Source organism: Paenibacillus sp. MAHUQ-63 (assembly GCF_028765165.1).
In the GTDB taxonomy this organism is placed as follows: Bacteria; Bacillota; Bacilli; order Paenibacillales; family NBRC-103111; genus Paenibacillus_E.
This window is the reverse complement of record NZ_JARADB010000011.1, coordinates 71903-91274: the sequence shown is the minus strand read 5'-3', so window position 1 is coordinate 91274 and position 19372 is coordinate 71903. Positions and strand designations below refer to the sequence as shown.

Here is a 19372-nt window from a genome sequence, read left to right as displayed (position 1 = left end):
CGACTTGCATGTATTAGGCACGCCGCCAGCGTTCGTCCTGAGCCAGGATCAAACTCTCCATAATAGTGGACGATTGCTCGTCCTTATTGAAAGCTGAATAGCTCAATTGACTTGCTAGCGAGATTATTAATCTCATTTTGTCGCTTAACGCGACTATTGTGCTGATTGTTCATTCATTTGTTCAGTTTTCAAAGAGCTTTAGTTCGGTTACCGTTTAAAGCGTTAATGTGTCGCTCTTGCGGTGACAAGAACATATACTATCAGGTTTCGAAACGAATTGCAAGCACCTGTTCAAAAAAAGTTTTTAACCCCTCAGAAACCCGCCGTTGCCAGCGTCCCAGCGCCAAACAGAGCTCGAACCCCGTAAATGAACGCCGCCGATCCAATCATCGATGCCATTCCGTAAGACCTGATCTTCGCTACCTGTAAAGACTAGTTTCCCCATCTCCGTCCAACTTACTCGCCATTCACTGAATCCCTCTGGCAAAGGATCATTGTACTTCGGCAGACAATCTCCTCCCGTTATTGCGATCAAGGGGTGCTTACACGTTCGAAGATGCTCCAGTAAGCTCCAGAACTGCAAATCGCCTAGTCCGTACTCTCCGCACTTCGCGCTGATATGTTGAAACAAAGATAAGACAGACCTCTCACCATGTTCCAATTCACTCAGAATGAGCTGTTGCAGACGGCTCAGGCCGTTCGTAACGGACGGATAACGTCCTATATTAGCCTCCAAAGCTTTTTTCAAATAAGGCAGGACCGAAAGATCGTCCTTCAACAATGAAGCCATAGCAAGCGGCTCAGGAGCTGAATAAGCCCTCCATACCTGGCCCCCAAGTCTAAGCTGCCCCTCCGTGACTTTAGACCTCGCTTCGTACCGCCCAACCCAATCGCACTCCGCCGACGCATCGTACATAATCAAAGAGAGACCATGAGACCGCCGAGCCGAACGCAAGCGCATGAACAAATAACAAAGCATCAATTGATCAAAAAGATCGTGGTCAAACCAAAAAACAATCTCATCCGCGTCCTCCGCAAATCGATCCAGTTGACGCTCCTGCTCCAGCGAGATCGACTTGAACTCGCCCTCAGGTATCCCGTGCTTGCGATACATATAAGAAGCCCGGTTAGATAAAAGGACACGATCGGACATTTGCATGCCGACAGGTCCTTCATATAGAGACTCGCGCCATACCAAGATGACGCCGTCAAGTCCGGTAGCGCGCAGCTTGTTCCCAAATGCGTCCCCGTTCACGATATGCACATACTTCGGCATGGCGCAGCCCCTTTACATCAAATTAAAATTAGCTTAACTTTCACCCAGCAACCGCAAAAGCTCCTGCTCATCATCGATGATTCGAATGCCTAAATCCTGCGCTTTGGTCAGCTTGCTGCCGGCGCTCTCTCCGGCGATCACGATATCCGTTTTTTTGGACACGCTGCCGGTGATTTTCGCTCCGAGCGCTTCCAGCTTCTTGGCGCATTCGTCGCGCCCCATCGTCGAAAGCGTACCTGTCAGGACGATCGTCTTGCCGAAAAAAGGATGGTCCGGACTCGCCTGAACGACCGCAGGCTCCTCGGCAAACGGAGCAACGCCTGCGGCCAGCATGCGCTCAATGCTGGACACCATGACAGGATCGCGGAAGAACGAATAGATGCTGTCCGCCACAATCCCGCCCACATCCGGCAGGGTGATGAGTTCTTCCGGCGTAGCCTCCATAACTTTGGAGAGACTGCGATAATGGTCCGCGAGCACCTTCGTAGTCGTTTTGCCGGAATTGGGGATACCCAAGGCATATAAGAACGAAGCAAGGTCGCGCGTTTTGCTTTTGTCTAGAGCGCCCAGCAGATTGCGGGCCTTCTTCTCGCCAAAGCGGTCGAGCTTAACGAGATCTTCGAATTGCAGCGTATATAGATCCGCGGGATCATTGACGCCAAGCTCCTGATGCAGCTGTGAGGCGGTCATTTCGCTGAAAAATTCAATGTCCATCGCATCGCGCGAAGCGAAATGCGCCATCCGCCCGACGAGCTGCGGCGAGCAGCCAAGCCGGTTCGGGCAGAACAGATGCGCGCCGCGCATCTCCAGCTCGCTGCCGCAGGCAGGGCAATGCGTCGGTGCGACGATTTCACCGCCGTCATTCTCCTCGGTCACTTTGCCGAGAATTTCCGGAATGACGTCATTGGACCGGCGGATGTAGACCAGACTGCCCAAGGCGTGCTTGAGGTTCTTGCGCTCGATGTCGCCGATGTTGTTCAGCGTGCAGTTCTGCACGGTGACACCGGCAAGATCGACGGCTTCGACGCGCGCCAGCGGCGTAATTTTGCCTGTGCGTCCCACTTCCCAGGACACGCTTTGGAGTATCGTCGTCGCTTCTTCCGCCTCGAACTTATACGCAATCGCCCAGCGCGGGAATTTCTCGGTGTATCCTAGCACTTCTCGCGTGCGCATATCCGTCAGCTTCACGACGCTTCCGTCGATGAGGAAGTCAAAGCTTGCGCGCTCCTCCGCGATCCGCTCCAGCTCCGCGCCCACTTCTTCAATCGTGTCGAAGTACCGCGTGCGGTTGCTGACTTTGAAGTGATTGTCCCTTAGAAACTGGACCATCTCGACATGGTTCTGGAACTGAATGTTATCCGAGTAACCTACATTATAGAAGAACGCGTTCAGCTTGCGCTCCGCCGTCACTCTCGGGTTCAGGTTGCGCAGCGCTCCGGCCGCCGCATTGCGGGCGTTCTTCAACGGCTCGGCAGCGGTCTGGTTGTATGCGTCGAGCACAGACAGGAACATGACGCCCTCGCCTTGCACTTCGATCGTCCCTTGATCGTACGGAATTTCCAAAGGAATCGATTTGATCGTCTTAATCTGCGCGAGAATGCCCTCGCCCACCGTGCCGTTCCCCCGCGTAGATGCCTGCTTGAGCTGCCCTCCCTCATACGTCAGGTTCAGAGTGAGTCCGTCAAACTTCAGCTCTACGACGTACGACGGATCCGGCAGCGGCGTTGCCGGATTCTTGCCGTTGTAATCGGCAATCAGTTTAAGCACGCGCGCATGCCAGTTCTGCAGATCTTCGGCATTCTGCGCTTTATCCAGACTCCAGAGACGCGCCAGATGGCGGTGCGGCTCGAAGCCTTTGAGAATATCGCCGCCTACGCGCTGCGTCGGCGAAGCCGGGAGGATCACGCCCGTCTCCTTCTCCAGCGCAGCCAATCTATTGTATAAAGCGTCCCACTCGGCATCCGTGATGGTCGGATTATCGAGCGTGTAGTAATTGTGGTTGTGCTTGTTGATTTCTTGGATGAGGGTTTGCATTGCCGCGATGGCATCTGTCATTACGGGCTCTTCCTCTCTAATGGGAAATGGGTGTTCCAAAGCGGAGATTACCCGCCCCTATACCTTCGTGATCGGGGCGAACTTCGCCAGCAGGCGCTTCAAGCCCGCAGGCGCCGGGAAAGCGATTTGCAGCTCGGTCTCGTCGCCCGAGCCTTTCACGGACACGACGGTGCCGATTCCCCACTTGCCATGCGACACTTTGTCGCCGGCTCTGTAATCCTGCACCGCCCCGCCTGCGGCAGGCTGCGAAGCGCGGAACGGCAGCACCTTCGCTGCCGGTGGAGAGCTTGGCGCAGCAGCGCCGCCGCTAGTCCGTCCTCCGAACGAGGACGGCGTGCCCCAGGCGGACGAGCCGGCGCTGCCGCCGCGGCTCGTTACCGAGCTGCCGAACGAGCTGGTGCGGCCGCCTCGGGAGAAGCCGCCGCCGATGGAGCCTCCCATCGAGACCTTCTCCAGGAGTTCCGGCGGAATCTCCTGCAGGAAGCGCGATGGCGCGTTGGCGGCGGTGCGGCCGAAGAGCGTGCGCATGCGGGCGCACGTCAGGAACAGCTCTTCCTCGGCACGCGTAATCCCGACGTATGCCAGCCGGCGCTCTTCCTCGAGCTCTTCGTTATCCGAGAAAGCGCGGCTGTGCGGGAAGACGCCTTCCTCCATCCCGATGATGAAGACGACCGGGAACTCCAGACCCTTGGCGCTGTGCATCGTCATCAAGACGACGGCGTCCTGCTGCTCGGCGTCTTCATCCTTATCCAGCGTATCGATATCGGCGATGAGCGCCAAATCGGTCAGGAACGAGATGAGGGACTTGTCCTCGTTGCGCTTCTCGAAGTCCTGCGTCACGGACAGGAACTCCTCGATATTCTCGAGGCGGGCCTTGGATTCGATCGTATTCTCGCGCTGCATTTCCATACGGTATTCGGAAAGCTCCAGCACCTTCTCGGTAAGCTCCGTTACGGACAAGTATTCGACCATCCGATTCAAATTATCGATCATTTCGCGGAAACCGCTGAGCGCATGCTTCGCTTTCGTATTGATCTCCAGGATGTCGATTTCCTCCAGCATAGCAAAGAGCGAAATCCCCCGTTGCGCAGCCATGGCCGCTACCTTGTCCATCGTCGTATCGCCGATGCCCCGCTTCGGCACGTTGACGATCCGGCTCAAGCTGATATCGTCATCCGGATTGGAGACGAGGCGCAAGTAAGCCAAAATATCTTTGATCTCTTTACGGTCGTAGAACTTGACGCCGCCGACGATCGTATACGGAATATCGGATTTGATAAGAATTTCCTCGATAACCCGGGACTGGGCGTTCGTTCGGTACAAGATGGCGTGATCCGCGAACTTCTTGCCCTTCGCTTTGTTTTTGTTGATTTCGCTTGTCACGAAATAGCCTTCTTCATGCTCGGAATCCGCTTGGAACAGCTTGATGCCTACGCCGCCCTCTTTGTCCGTCCACAAATTTTTGGGCTTACGGCCCGTATTGTTGGCAATGACCTTATTCGCCGCCTGCAAAATATTCGAGGTCGAGCGGTAATTTTGTTCCAACAGAATCGAGGTGGCATCCGGGTAGTCCTGCTCGAAGTTGAGGATATTCGTAATATCGGCCCCGCGCCAACGGTAAATGGACTGATCGCTGTCCCCAACAACGCAGATGCGCTTGTGTTTGGCGGCAATCATCTGGCAGAGCATATACTGCGCCCTATTCGTATCCTGATACTCGTCTACATGGATATATTGGAATTTATTTTGATAATAATCCAGAACCTCGGGCACTTCCTTGAACAATTGAATGGTTGCCATAATCAGGTCATCAAAGTCAAGGGAATTGTTGCTTCGCAGTTTTTTCTGGTACAGCGTATATATTTTAGAGGTCAGCCCGTCAAAGTAATCGCCGATTTTATCTTCGAATTGTTTAGGAGAGATGAGTTCGTTTTTGGCTGTAGAAATGGCCGCTTGAAAGGTTTTGGGTTCAAACTTCTTCGTATCGATGTTCAGTTCTTTGCAGCAGGCTTTAATGACCGATAATTGGTCGCCGGAATCCAGAATTGTAAAGTTCGAGGTAAAGCCAATACGCGAGATGTCTCTGCGCAGCATACGGACGCACATCGAGTGAAACGTGGACACCCAGATGTCGTTCCCGCTTCCGCCGACCAGCCTGCCCACACGCTCCTGCATCTCACGGGCCGCTTTATTCGTAAACGTCAGCGCCAGGATGTTCCATGGCGCCGCTTTGTGCGTGCCGATCAGATAAGCGATCCGGTGCGTAAGCACGCGGGTCTTCCCGCTGCCCGCTCCCGCCATGATCAAAAGCGGCCCGTCAACCGCTTCGACCGCTTTGCGCTGCTGAGGGTTCAACCTTTTTATCGCATCTAAAATATTGACTGTCTCGTTCATAAGTTACCTTCCTGTTCTATCGAATTTCACGTTCACCGTCTGAAGCGCCTGCTCCAGATCGCTATAGATAATGTTGCCAACGACGATCGTATCGGCCGCTTCCGCCGCTTGCTGCGCCTTCTCCAGGCTGTCGATGCCGCCCCCGTAAAATAACCGGGCATTCTCAAGCACCTGTCCTGTCCGCCGCACAAGCTCCAGGTCGCCGAACGAACCGCTATATTCCAAATACACAATAGGCATGTTAAAAAGCTTGTCCGCCATGCGCGCGTATGCCGCAACATCTCTGGCGTCCAAGTCGGCGCGGGCTTTGGTCAGCCGGGCGGCCGCAGCTTCACCATTCAGAATGATGTAGCCCTCCGTTATAATTTCATCCCAGTTCAGCATGGAACCGTACTCCTTCAACGCCGCATGATGCTGGCCGACAATCCAGTCCGGATCCTCACTATTGAGCACTACCGGAATGAAGAAGAGGTCAAAGCCCGGCACAATCGCCTCCTGGTTGGAAATTTCCAGCACACATGGCACCTCATATTGACGAATCCGCGCCAGCAGCTCCACGGTGTTATCGAATGTAACCCCCGTTGACCCGCCGACTATCACGGCATCCGTGCCCGATTGGCAGACGCGTTCCAGCGCCTCATCGGTTAGTTCCCGATCCGGGTCCAGCTTAAAGACATGCTTCCACTTACGTATATCGACGATCAATTGTTTCCCTCCGATTAGGCGGCAATCCTGCCATACTATCAACAGTCTATGCTACCTATACGGGTGTGTCAAATGACAAAAGACGGGCATTTAGCCCGTCTTTTCACAGAATATGCGTGCAGTGTCGCCGGATCTTCACACAAGCCAGTTTTCCGCACGAATACGCACAAACGTTCCTATTACTTCACTTCGACGTTAAGAATCTTCTCGACATTCAATGCTTTGTGATCGTTCTGCTGCAGCTCGAGCCGGATTTCATGCTTGCCTGTCGCCAGATTGTTAAGCGTAAGCGGCCCTGTTTTGCCAATCATCGCTTTCTGCTTCCCGTCCACATACAAGTGCAGATGCCCTTGACCTTGTACATTGGCTTTGTCCATCGACTGATCGGACAATTGGAAGTTCGACGTCTGGTAGGTGATCGTCACATTTCTACCGTCCACCTTGGCAACTTGCGCATCAATGGAGGGCTTGGCCCCCGCTGCGATCGTTTTCACACTGCTCTCCGCCTGGCTGCCTGTCACCGTCGTCGCCACCTTGGGACCCGCTCCCGTCGTGCTCACAACCTCCTCTTTGGAACCGCATGCGGTTGTCACTGCTCCCAGCACCATTAAAGCGGCTGCGCCATAAATCCATGTTTTTTTCATATCGTAGCTACACCCTTTTCCCATGAGATTGGACATCCTTGTCTCTTATATATGTGTGACAAGCAGGTTCCATACCATCATTCTGAGAAAAGATGGACAAATTTACGGAAAGAAAAGAAAAACGCCCGCAGCAGGCTGCGAACGTTAGAGGCGATAAGGGAGCGTAACAGGAGCTAGAAGCTATACTTACTGCCCTCATGCTGTTTGTTTATATAGGAGCTTTCCCCAGTCACATGCGAGGATTGGCGGGAAGCGATGCTTGGATTGGCTGATTTGCCGATCATGCCGGCTTGATCTGCAGCTCCGAGGCCGGTCGAGGTCGCGTAGCTTGGAGTGTGCCCGTAGCTCGATTGGCCGTAGCCTTGATGCTCTTGCATCGTGTTCTGCCCTTGAACGGAGCCGTAGCCTTGTTGCTGATTAGCGGATGCATAACCTTGCCCTTGGTTGTTATATACGGCGTTCGGATATTGCGACGCTGTAATCGCCGGTTGGATAGGGGCTTGATACAAGGCTGCCATCTGGTTCTGATGCTGGCTCTGCGGCTGCTGATGCTGCGTATAGGCCGGGGTTTGAGAAATCCCAACGGATTCTTGTTGTTGCTGTTGTTGCTGTTGATAACCCATCATTGTGTTATTGCTCAAGCTCTGCTGAACAAAAGATTGCAGCTTGGATGCGGCCTGGCTTTGCTTCTGCAGCTCTTGCTGGATTTGCTGCTGATCCGCAGGTTGGACCTCATATGCGCCAAGCTTTTGCAGCTCCTGGAATACGGCGGCTTGATCGTTCAATGTTTTTTGCAATAACGTTTGGAAGGTTTGGCGAATTTGCGGGTTAACCGCTTCTAGCGCTGCTGTCGTGTATTCTCTTGCACTGCGTTTCAGCTCGGAGAGAACGAAGTTAGCGAAATCCTGCTCTTGCAGGTGGACTTGCTGTTGCTGTTGCTGCTGTTGTTGGTACGAGTTGGATTGATACATGCTATTAGCACCTCCTCTGGTTGTCTATTAGTGGGTCATGCCAGACTGCTGCTGCATCGTGTTAATCAGCGTACTGATATTCTGCAGCCGCTCCTGGGACAGCTGAGACAAAGTTTGCTTCAAAGATTGGCTTTGGCAATTCGCAGCCCCCTGAACGCAAAGCTTTGCTAACAATTCCTCGTTTTTCAGCGTATCCGCAAGGTACGAGAGCTCTTTGCCGGTAATGGTTTGGTTTCCTTGATTGTTGTACATGTGAATGTTACCTCCTTTCCATTCCTTGCTAAGTAGGGTTCCCAAAATATTCCGTTTTATTTCCATTTGGTAAAAAAAACCTAATAGGCGGGTGCCGCAGCTCTTTAGACACCCTCGCCTAGCAAATCGGACACATTGAACGGTATCCTTGCGAACAGCGTTGCATTCATTGCTAACGGGCAGCATACAGGCCGGCAACGGAGCTCCGCTCCGGCTAACGGACACAGCAGACCTTATTCGGCCTACCCGGGCCGATTTGAGATTCTAACGGACACCAGTGCTGCTATTTCCCCATACCAGAGGGAGCTTTACCCTAGAACGGGGAAATAGGGACTTCACAGTCCGTTAGATTCGAATTGTGCCGATGATCACGCGTTTAACAGCCGCTGTGTCCGTTAGATGCTATGAGGCAGCTTCTCGGCAGGCTTCCCTCCTGTGTCGCTTAGCCGAGAGAAGCAAAAAAACAACCCCGGGCAGCATAGCTGCAGGGGGTTGTTCGATTAGGACGCAGGCTGCGCCGTCTTGCCGGCATAGGCATCCGCTATGTTCTGTATGTCTGCCGCCGGCAGCTGGTAGGACCATGTCCCGCCCTGTTTGGCCACCCAGACTTGGTCTTGACTCAGCTTGCCTTCGTAAACTTCCGTCACGTCTTTGCCGTCGGCCGTCAGCGTCAGCTCGACCTTCAGCTCGCCGCCTGCGGCAGGCTGCTGCGCCGCCGGTTGCGGGAGCTCCGTGCTATGCAGGAAAATCAGTTCATCGAGCAAAGGACTTGCTTCCGAGCCCTTCAGCTCCTTATCGCCAAGCTTCCAATTCGCTTCCGCAGTAACCTTGTCTTTGTCCGTCTTCGTCAGCGTCCAGGTTTGGCCCTTCCAGGTGACCTTCACGGCCTGCACCTTGTCGCTTTCGAATTTGACCGGACTCGTATCGGCGAAATCGACCGGCGCTTTGTTCAAGGAAGACAGCGATTGATCGCTGACTTGGTAGACGGCAGGAGATCCCTCCACCTGAACGTAGGAGAAGCCTTCGATCGGCAGCGCCGTTCCTACCGAAATCCCTTTCTTGGAGCCGTCCTTCAGCGTGACCCGGTACGTTCCAAGGGGCTTATCCAAGCCGTAATTGGCCAGGTTGCCGGCAGACGCTTCGACCACTTTGGTCGATTGGACCAGACCCAGCATGTCCAGCCACGAATCGACTTGATTTGTATTCATCGGGACAGCAGCCGGCTTCTTCATCTCCCAACCGCTGTCCGTACGGCTTAACTCGATCTCCTGCGCTTCGGTCTTAAGCGACAGGGACTGCACATCCTCCTGCTTCAGCGTGAGAAGAGATTTCGGTTCTTCTTGTTTCTCTTGAAAGAAGTTTTTGCTCGAAGCGTACCAGAAACCGCCGATACAAATAACGACTAACAGAATCGTCGGAATAAACCGTTTCATCCTCTTCTCCTCCTCCACCAGATCAAACCGCCGATGATCAGGAACAGAAGCGGCAAGAACACGATAGTTACGAGGAAAATCGTATTGGCTTGGCTAGGTGTAATCATCGCCTGCTGGAACGCGTCCCCTTGGCGCGGACGAATCGTAATCTGATCCTTCTGCTCCTGGAGCCAGCCGATACTGTTCATGGCGAAATCCTTGTTGCCTTGATTTTGAATATCTTGATCCAGTACGAACGTCGATCCGCCGAGAATAACCGCCTTCGGCTTGTTGTCCTTGTTCGCAATGGCGTAGCCCAAATTCAATGGACCTTTGACATCCGTGTCATCCTGCTTGGTCTTGGACTGCGCCAACAAGTTGATGTCCGTTTCGCCATACGCTTTGTCGGTCGTCTTAAGCAGCAGCGATTGGGTGAAATCCGGCGCGCTTTGATCGGCATTCAGCGTTACAGCAAGCGACAGCATCGTCACCAGATTGTTGTCGGACAGCTTATTGGTAATGTCATGGAAACCGTAGTCCGGAATAATCGTCAATGGATCATAGAGCGAAGTTTGTTTCGGCTCGATGGCAATCGCGTGCTGATCCTGGATACCGTAGGTTTTCATGATGGCATCGATATTTTTCCACTTGGTCGCCATATCCTTGTTGAAGCCTAGCGCCATGTAGATCTTGCCTTTGTCCTTCAAGTACGCCTGAATGAGCTCCGCTTCTTTGTCGTTCAGGTCGTTCTGCGGCCCGAGCAGCATGAGCATCTCGGCATCGTCCGGAATTTTGCCGGCTACATACAGATTAAGGTCCTTCACCGTGTAGTTGGCGGCCTCCAGCGAGCTTCTCAGAACCGTCATCGCGCTAAGCGGATATTCCTGGTGTCCGGATAGCACATAAACCGTATGTTTCTCCGTAGAAGTTAAGCTCGTAATAGCCTGTGTAAACTTCTCTTCGCCGGAGAACGTGTACGAACCGTCCTGTTGGCCAACGAAAAGCTCATAGAAGTTCACGTTCTGCTTCTTCGTTCCCAATTCGAAAACAAGCGTACCGCCTTGATCGACGCCATACTGCTTGGCCATCGAAGGCTGTTTCAGCATATCGTACTCGTCGTACGTAATTTTGGAGCTTTCCTTCTTATACTCTTGAATCATATCCGTCACTTGGCGCGTCACGAATTCATTGTTATCCCCACTGTTCGTGAAGGCAATGACATGAATGTCTTGATTTAAATTTTTGAGCGTATTGACCGTCTGCTCCGAAAGCGTGAAGTTCTTGTTTTTCGTCAAATCGACCTGAAAGCCTTTCAGCGAGTGAAGGAAAATGGTCAGAATGATGAAAATACCGATCACCGCGATGGATAAAACTGTCGCATTCGTTCCCCGTATCCACTTGTTCATCCCGCTCACCTCCAACGCTTTCTTTCTAGAACTTGTATGCTAAGCACGAGGAACAACGCCGTCAACGTGACATAGAAAAGGATGTCGCCCCCGTGCAGAACGCCCTTCTGCAGATTGGACAAATGGCTGGTCAATGAGAATTGACCGACATAATCCTTCAGCTTGCCGGTCATGCTTGCGCCGACCCAATCCAATAGCCACAGCAAGAGCAAAATGACGAATCCGGTAATACCGGCAACCATCTGGTTGTTGGACAAGCTTGACGCGAACAGCCCGATCGCCATCATCGCGCAGCCGATCAGAAACATGCTCAAATAGGACAGCCACAGAACAGGCTTATCCATCTCGCCGAACGCGGACATGATGAGCGGATAGATCAAGGAGATCGCCACAAGCCCCACTTGCACGATGAAAGCCGATAAATATTTACCGATTACGATTTGGCCGATACCGGCAGGCGACGTCAACAGCAGCTCGTCCGTCCCTTGACGGAATTCATCTGCAACCAGACGCATGGTCAGCAGAGGAATGATGAACAGATACACGAACGACGTATTGCCGACAACGGAACGCGCATCGACAATCGGCGGCTGTCCGGCAACGAAGTTGACATAAAAGAAGAAGCTCGACAGCAGCACATAGAATGCGAAGGCTACGTACGCAACCGGCGAGAAGAAATACATTTGCAGCTCTTTGGAACAAATCGCCCAAATTTTACGCATCGGTATCGCCCTCCTCTTGCGCTGCGGCGCCTACTTCACCAGGCTCGTCCGTCGTCAGCTTGAGGAATATCTCCTCAAGGCTGAGGCTCTCCCGCTTCATCTCGAGAATCGGGTAACCGGCGCCGGCCAAGCGGAAAAACAGATCCTCCCGGATATCGGAGCGGTCCGCTGAAGTCACGAGCAGCTTCACGGAGCCTGTGTCTTTCTCATCAGACGCGGCATCGCCGGCCGAAGCTTCCACCGCATCGGCAGCTGCCGGAGCGTCGAGCTCCTTGACGGCGGCGACCGTCTCCAGGCTGCTCAGCTCGGTAATAATCCGCTCGCGAGGCCCTTTGACCTCGAGCGACACCTCGAACGTCTCGCCCATCGTGCGGCCGAGATGCTCAGGACGCTCGTCGAGCACGACGCGGCCCTGGTTAATAATTAGAACGCGGTTGCAGATCGCGTTAATTTCCGGAAGAATATGCGTGCTCAGCAGCACGGTATGGTTCTCGCCCAGCTCATGGATCAGCTGGCGAATTTCGATGATCTGCTTCGGATCGAGACCTGACGTAGGCTCGTCCAGAACGAGCAGATCCGGTTTGTGCAGAATCGCTTGCGCAAGGCCCAAGCGCTGCTTGTAGCCCTTCGAGAGGGAGCGGATGATCTGCTTCTCGCGCCCTTGCAGGCCGAGCTTGTCGATCGCTTCGCCGACGCGCAGCTTCTGCTCTCTCGCCGGGACATCGCGCAGATTCGCAATAAAGCGCAGGTAAGATTGCACCGTCATCTCCGGATAGAGCGGCGGTGTTTCGGGTAAGTAGCCGATCTTGCGGCGCGCTTTCTTCGGGTTGTCCGCCATGGAGTGGCCATCTATCAAGATTTGGCCGTGCGTCGGATTCAAATAACCCGTGATCATGCGCATTGTCGTTGTTTTGCCAGCACCGTTGGGCCCTAGGAAGCCGACGATTTCGCCGCGCTGCATCGAGAAGTCGATGTTATGTACGCCGCGATCATTTTCGTACAGCTTGCTGACTTGTTTGACCTCAAGCATCCAATGATCCCCCATTCATACTTTTGCGTTCTTAGTAACCATCATCACTATACGCGTGGAACAATAAACCAACCTTAAGCCAATCTGAAAAAAACATTAAAAAATTGTGTCCAAATTGTGAACGAAATAAAAGCGCGATCAACACAAAGGAACCAACAGGTGCCGGAGACCGACTGTAGATCTAACGGACACTGCAGTCGTTATGCTCGCAAAAAGTCTAGCATTTCACAGCTAACGGACACCCGTGACCTTATCTGATGATTTCAGAGTAAATCAGCCTCTTATTGGCAAATAACCGCGCCGGTGTCCGTTAACATTACAGAGATCACCCATTTTCATCAAATAAGGGCCGCCATGTCCGTTAGCGGCTAGGGCCGATCCGAGCCGCCCATTGGCACAAAAAAAACCATAGACAACAAGTGTCTATGGTTCTTCACCATCCTTATTTCACCAGCTGGCCGCGGGTAACGCCCAACTGATTCGTGGCCTTCAAGGAGCGCCATACTTGTGTGCCGCTGATCTCCCCGTTAATCGCCCGGCGGTACAAGCCTAAAATTTCGTGCACCTTATCCGGCGTCTCTTCAAGGAATTCCACGCGGAAGGAGCGGATACCGAGATCCATGAAATGGTTCAAATACTCCGCGCCCGACTGATCGACCGCATTATAAACCGTGTTGCGGCAGCCTTCGTCGACCCGCACGGGATGCGACATCCCTACGCGGTCTTGCAGCGAAACGCGGTGTTCCTCGCAAGGGCGGCCGCAATTCGTATAATCCGTGCCTTCGCTCAGGAACGTGCAGTATACGCAGTGCTCCGTGTGGAACATCGGCATATGCTGATGAATCACGACTTCCAGCTTGGACGTTTCCGCGCGGCGAAGCAGATCGACCATCTGTTGAATGTTCAAATCGTAGGACGGCGTCACCGTAGACAGCCCCGCTTCCAGGAAAAGTGCGGCCGTTTTGTGATTCGCCACGTTCAAGGAGAAATCCCCGATCAATACAGGCTGATGCTCGTTCGGATGCTCCAGCCGATGCTTCAGGAAGAAGTAGGCTGCGCCCGTATTCCGAATCAGCACCGCATCCGGCTTCAGCTTCAATATATGGTTGAAATAGCCCGTTTCCCCCGGCATATGAATTCTCGGCGTCACCAGAGCAATCTGGCGTCCTGCCGCATGAACGGCTTCAACCGCCGCAGGGAATTGCTTAATGAATTCGAAATCCGCATAAATCAGTTGGACATCGTCCGTCTCCAGCACGGCCTTCACCTGATCAAGGTTGCGGCACAGCGCGGTCAGCTTCACCGCGCTGCGTTCGGCCTGGGATAGCTCAGGCTGCTCCGCGGCAGTCACCGGCACGTCATCGTATACGCCGACCTCGCGCTTGATGTATGCCCGAGGCTTCTGGCGCTCGTCTTCCATCAGCTCCACCGCGCTGCGGCGCATCGCATTCAGCTCGCGCATCGGTACGATCAGCTCGCCTTCCAACTGCACGTCCAGCGCGTCCAGCGCGTAGATCGTGCCGCCAAGGCGGCCGAACTGGTCCGCAAAGAGCTGTTCGTCCATCGGTCTTTTCTCGGCGCGAACGAGCGGCAGCTCGGATTGGACGAAGACCGTATGCCCGCCCTGCACGTCCGTCCACCAGCTTCTGAGCGGCTCGCCTTCCTTGCCGGTCACCTTCACGCTGACCGGGAACGTCCGGTACGGCTTGTCGGTCTCGAACGTCTGGCGCAGCCGTTTGTCCAAATGCGGATCGTTCGTCTTCCAGATGCGGTCTCCGACATGCAGACGGCTGAGCTCGACATCGTTGCGGCCCATGACGATCTCAATGATGCCGCCCTCGGCTTCGCCTTCCAGCTTCTCGCCTTTGCGGCGCAAATCGTATATACGTCCGCCCTCTTCCTTCTTCGTCGGATCCCCTGCATCGAACACAAGGCCGTCTCCGCGCTTAATCGGAGCCTCTAACTCGCAGATTACGCCATCGCGTAAAATCTGCTTGATGCGGCCCACGAACACCCCGCGGCTCTTCGGAAACGTGCCGTCGACGAGCTGTTTGTTGTTCGTTCCATTGAGGAACCCGACCGTAAAGCCCCGCGAGAAGCTTTGCTGCAGCTCCCGCAGTTCTTCCGTCGAAGGACGCACATCCTGACCGTCGAAATAACGGTCGATCGCGCGGCGGTATTTGCTCACGACATTCGCTACATATTCAGGGGTTTTGAGACGCCCTTCAATTTTGAACGAGCAGACGCCCGCTTCAATCAGCTCGGGCACGAGCTCCAGCGCCGCCAAATCCTTCGGCGACAGCAAGTACGCCACATCGCCCATCGGCTTCTGTACGCCGTCGATCATCAAATCGTAAGGCAAGCGGCACGCCTGCGCGCACTCCCCGCGGTTCGCGGAACGCCCGCCCCACATCTCGGAAGTCAAACATTGGCCCGAATAGGAAACGCAGAGCGCCCCATGCACGAATACTTCCATCGGCAGCTTCGCCTGATCGCCAATTTGTTTGATTTGTTTCAAATTATTTTCACGCCCTAAGACCACCCGCTCGATATCGAACGGCTTCGTGAACTCAACGGCTTCCGGCGAAGTAATCGTCATTTGCGTCGAGCCGTGAATCGGGAAATCCGGAGAGATTTCACGTATCATTTTGACAAGACCCAAATCCTGCACGATCACCGCATCCACACCCGCATCGACGCAAGCCTCAATCAGCTGCTTGGCCTCACTCAACTCTTCCTCGAATACAAGGATGTTAAAGGTCAGGAACCCTTTCACCCCATATAGATGAAGGAACGACATAATATCCGGCAGCTCCGCCATCGTGAAATTATGCGCGCGCGCTCTGGCATTGAATTTCTCCACGCCAAAAAACACGGCATCCGCACCATTGGCAACAGCCGCTCGCAAACAATCCCAATCCCCCGCAGGGGCCAACAATTCTATATCTTCTCTGCGTATCGTACGCATGGCAGCAAATCCTTTCAATCAAACTCTCATATTTAAATCGACTCTCAGGAAACACGCATAGTCTTCCCCTAGGAGACAATCTCACAATTTCAAGTTGTTTGTCATTGTCTCTTTAGTGTAACAGAAACGATAGGCAGGATGCTAGGGCCGAACAATGCCAAACAAAGCCACGATCCGACATGCTCCGCGTCATTTCCAAACGTTACCTGTCCGCCGGGCCGCCCTATAAAAGTTAACAAACTTACCCATGAATGCTATAATGTCAAGGATAGTGACCTTTATAGCAATCGAGGGATCCTTTTGGTTTTGTCGAAAATTCGCATGTTAAAAATTGTGCTCGGATTAGGCCTCGGTCTCCTTGCCGTAATCGGCCTACTTCTATTTTTGCCAAAAATAGAGGAAACCAAGCTTCTTTATGCAACCGGCGGCGAATCTTACGATACAGCGGCTTACGGTAATTTCCAGCAAACGCTGCAAGCCGGCGTATCCGTCGATAAACAGCCTTTGGCCGGTCTATCTGCCAGACGGCTTCGCGCTTACGACGCCATTTATTTGGACCCCGCCCTTGCACAGGATGCCGCTTGGAACGAGCTGGCTCCCCAACTCATCCGCTATGTCCAGGAAGGCGGGCATTTGCTCGCCGAGAACGGCTTCGCGAAGGTGCTGCCGCTAGACTTTTTAGGCGCCGCCGAGATCGTCGACTTGCAGAAGATGCCCTTGTCCAGCTTGACCGGCTTGGGAGCGCCGCAGACAGCCGCGGTTACCCAGAGCTTCAGCTATCCTCAAGTGCCTGTTAATCTGCAAAGCTTGCAGCAAACGTTTCAATTATTTATAGAAAGCTACTTCAAGCATCACACCGCCGCGGAGCTTCCGGGCTTTCACATGGGGTATGGCTTCGTTCCGTCCTCAGGACAAACGATCGTAGCGATGAACGTGTCCGGCCAACCGGTTGCACTTTCCTTGCATAACCGTGTAGGGAAAGGGGCCGTGCTCATTTCCAGCAACTTTTTGCCGAATCGTTACTTTTCTACCGGTTTCGATATGCAGAGCGGCATGGATGCCAGTCTAGGCTTCGCCCAGTGGGCCGCAGCCTATGATGCAGGCGCCAAACAGACGCCGGGAACGACTTATTTCAATAAAAGAGCGCTGCCGCTGGGACCCTATTTCAACTTTGAATTTGCCGCGGCGAACATGCAGTACCGCAGCGAGCTCCTTGCTTATGTGGCCAAAGAGACGCTCGGCTACAGCGTCCGCAAAATTCTCGGCCCTTACGGCAGGCCGGCAATGGCCTTCCAGAACCATTTCGAGGCGATGCCCGCCATCGGGCAGAAGGATGGCATCGCATGGGCGGAAGAGCTGAAGAAATATAAGGAAATCCCGTCCTTTACGCTGGTGCGCAACGCCTTCTACTGGGGGCAGTGGCGCGAGAGCGTGACGGTGCAGCTCAACACCGGAACGAGCGCGCAGCCGGCGTTCATCGGCGAGCTGCCAGGCTCGGGCTACGCGAGCGGACTGCACGTGATGGCTGACGGCAAGCCGCTGCGGCAGGCGCTGTTCCCGCAATATCGCGATCTCTCCAGCGCGATCGAGCTGCCTTACCGCGCGTACCCGGCCGCCGCGGACATGAACATCGACGGCCGCATGGATCTGCTGGCCGGCAGCGCCGACGGATTCGTGTACGTCTACACGAATCAAGGACCGCAGGCGGCGGCGTACGCAATCGAGCCGCTGCCTGAAGGCTTGGCGCCGCCCGATACGTTCGGGGCGCCGGCGAAGCTTCAGCTGGAATCCGGCGAGCCGCTCCAGCTGAAGCCTTACACCGCCGTTCACGCCGCAGACGTGAACGGGGACGGGCGCCCGGACCTCGTCGTCTCCGACGAGTCCGGCGCCGTGCTGGCGCTGCCGCAGACGGCCGGCGGCAGGTTCGCGAAGCCCGCGGCCGTGCGCGCGGGCGGGAAGGCGCTGCAGCTGGCCGGAGGGCCTGCAGCGCCGGCTGTCGCCGATATCGACGGCGACGGCAAGCTCGACCTCGTCCTGGGCGGAGCCGACGGACGAGTGTGGCTCTACAAGGGCCGCAGCGCAGCGGCCCTTGATCTGGATGCGGGCAGCGTGATCTTGACGCTGACCAACGCCTACGCCGCGCCAGCCGCCCGCGACATGAACGGCGACGGACGGCTCGATCTCGTCGTCGGCAGCGCCGACGGGGACCTGCAGGTGTACGTCCAGAGCGCAAACGGCGCCTGGACGAATACGGGTCCCCTGGAAGGCACAACCTTGAACCAAGTCGGCAGCCGTGCCTTGGTGGCCGGTCATAACGCCGTGCCGCTATGGCTGGATCTCAATCACGACGGCCAAGACGATTTGATTGTCGGCGGCATCGAATTCGGATCGCCCGTCGCCATCGACGATCCGCAATTTCCGTATCAAGCAGAGTTAAAGCAATTCATCCAGTACGCGCGAGAGAATCACTTGGATCTTGATCCGCATGTCTTCGTGCACAATTACAAAAGCGCCGAACAAGAGCGGACCGAGCTGGCTCTCCACAAGAAGGCCTTCGATAAGCTGGGCATTCCTTGGCGGAGTCCCGGCACGAATCAGCATACCTGGCGCGTAAATAACGAAGATCAGACGCAGACGCTGCGTAATGAGGAGCAAGACGGCGTATGGTACAATTTCGGCTTCCTGCCGTCCGAATCGCCCGTCATTTCCCGTCCGGAGTCGGTCTGGTCGCTGCCGTTCCTGCTGCAGGACGGTCAAGGCAGCACGGAGCGCACCATGCTGATTCATACGCCGACACCCGTGCTGCGGACAGGCGATTATGCGACGACCGACGTATTCCAGTCGATGGTCAAGCTGGATATGCCGATTGATTATTTCGAGCACATCGAGTACCATTTTCCCGTACCGTCCAAGATTGCGGACTTGACGCAATTCGCCGATTACTTTGATAAGCTTCGTACGAGGCATGATTATAATTTTATGACCGAGAAACAAATGGCCAAATCGTTTCTGAACGCCATGACCAGCGACGTGCGGATCAGCCAGTCATGGGCTTCCTATTTATGGGACAGGCTCAAAGACCTTCTGCCCGGCGGCAGCCCGCACTTTCATGCCACCTTGACGCCGAACGCGGCCGGGGTACCTGACTTAGCCGGCGAGTACGCCGGAACGCTCGGGGTTGTCGTCGACAAAGGCGAGAAGATGGCGCTGTATTCGCTCCAAAGCGATTCCGATACATATACGGCCATCGATAACCGGTTCTATGTCGGCCTGGCCAAGCCTTCTACGATCGCCATTGCGCCGGCCCAAGACCGGCTGCACATCGTGCGGGCCAATGTGCCATTCGCCTTGACGAAGCAAGCCGGCAAGTACAGGCTCAAGCTGAAAGCGGCAGGTCTGCAGCAGGTTAAGCTGTTCAGCCCAGTGGAGCTCCAGTTCGAGGCAGGCGATGCCGATATCGATTATGACGCAAGCGGCCGTTTCTACACCATTACCCGATATGGCGATCTAACGACCCTATCGTTCAGCACCAAATAA

Annotated in this window: 13 protein-coding genes and 1 rRNA gene; 1 reads left to right on the top strand and 13 read right to left on the bottom strand. The window is 54.6% G+C overall.

Annotation, left to right across the window (positions count from 1 at the left end; genetic code table 11):
- The 13 genes from PUT07_RS32740 to PUT07_RS32680 all read right to left on the bottom strand — a co-directional run.
- Positions 1-64, bottom strand: a 16S ribosomal RNA gene (locus tag PUT07_RS32740); the annotation flags it as partial.
- A 240-nt stretch (positions 65-304) separates the two neighbouring features.
- On the bottom strand, positions 305-1276 hold the full coding sequence (locus PUT07_RS32735) for a DUF1835 domain-containing protein (RefSeq protein ID WP_274472995.1): 972 nt from the start codon (positions 1274-1276) through the stop codon (positions 305-307).
- 33 nt (positions 1277-1309) lie between these two features.
- The gene (gene ligA, locus PUT07_RS32730) at positions 1310-3331 is read right to left on the bottom strand and encodes an NAD-dependent DNA ligase LigA (protein ID WP_274472994.1); all 2022 of its coding nucleotides are present in this window, start codon (positions 3329-3331) and stop codon (positions 1310-1312) included.
- Between the two features lie 57 nt (positions 3332-3388).
- On the bottom strand, positions 3389-5725 hold the full coding sequence (gene pcrA, locus PUT07_RS32725) for a DNA helicase PcrA (RefSeq protein WP_274472993.1): 2337 nt from the start codon (positions 5723-5725) through the stop codon (positions 3389-3391).
- Between the two features lie 3 nt (positions 5726-5728).
- Entirely contained in the window at positions 5729-6430 is a 702-nt protein-coding gene (locus tag PUT07_RS32720) for a heptaprenylglyceryl phosphate synthase (RefSeq protein ID WP_274472992.1), read from the bottom strand.
- A gap of 179 nt (positions 6431-6609) precedes the next feature.
- On the bottom strand, positions 6610-7074 hold the full coding sequence (locus PUT07_RS32715; protein ID WP_274472991.1) for a DUF6130 family protein: 465 nt from the start codon (positions 7072-7074) through the stop codon (positions 6610-6612).
- 173 nt (positions 7075-7247) lie between these two features.
- Entirely contained in the window at positions 7248-8045 is a 798-nt protein-coding gene (locus PUT07_RS32710) for a spore coat protein (protein ID WP_274472990.1), read from the bottom strand.
- Positions 8046-8072: 27 nt separating this feature from the next.
- Positions 8073-8297 (bottom strand): hypothetical protein, encoded by a 225-nt coding sequence (locus tag PUT07_RS32705; RefSeq protein WP_274472989.1) that lies wholly within the window; start codon positions 8295-8297, stop codon positions 8073-8075.
- A 500-nt stretch (positions 8298-8797) separates the two neighbouring features.
- Positions 8798-9730 carry a DUF4340 domain-containing protein gene (locus PUT07_RS32700; RefSeq protein WP_274472988.1) on the bottom strand — a complete coding sequence of 311 codons (933 nt, stop codon included), beginning with the start codon at positions 9728-9730 and terminating at the stop codon, positions 8798-8800.
- Positions 9727-11115 carry a GldG family protein gene (locus PUT07_RS32695; protein ID WP_274472987.1) on the bottom strand — a complete coding sequence of 463 codons (1389 nt, stop codon included), beginning with the start codon at positions 11113-11115 and terminating at the stop codon, positions 9727-9729. Before PUT07_RS32695 ends, PUT07_RS32700 begins: the two co-directional genes overlap by 4 nt.
- A gap of 5 nt (positions 11116-11120) precedes the next feature.
- Complete coding sequence (locus tag PUT07_RS32690; protein WP_274472986.1) at positions 11121-11837, bottom strand: ABC transporter permease; 717 nt, start codon at positions 11835-11837, stop codon at positions 11121-11123.
- The gene (locus tag PUT07_RS32685) at positions 11830-12867 is read right to left on the bottom strand and encodes an ABC transporter ATP-binding protein (RefSeq protein ID WP_274472984.1); all 1038 of its coding nucleotides are present in this window, start codon (positions 12865-12867) and stop codon (positions 11830-11832) included. The genes PUT07_RS32690 and PUT07_RS32685 overlap by 8 nt, the downstream gene beginning before the upstream one ends.
- 442 nt (positions 12868-13309) lie before the next feature.
- Positions 13310-15835 carry a U32 family peptidase gene (locus PUT07_RS32680; RefSeq protein WP_274472983.1) on the bottom strand — a complete coding sequence of 842 codons (2526 nt, stop codon included), beginning with the start codon at positions 15833-15835 and terminating at the stop codon, positions 13310-13312.
- Positions 15836-16141: 306 nt separating this feature from the next.
- On the opposite strand from PUT07_RS32680, the gene PUT07_RS32675 reads away from it, so the two are divergent.
- The gene (locus PUT07_RS32675; protein ID WP_274472982.1) at positions 16142-19372 is read left to right on the top strand and encodes an FG-GAP repeat domain-containing protein; all 3231 of its coding nucleotides are present in this window, start codon (positions 16142-16144) and stop codon (positions 19370-19372) included.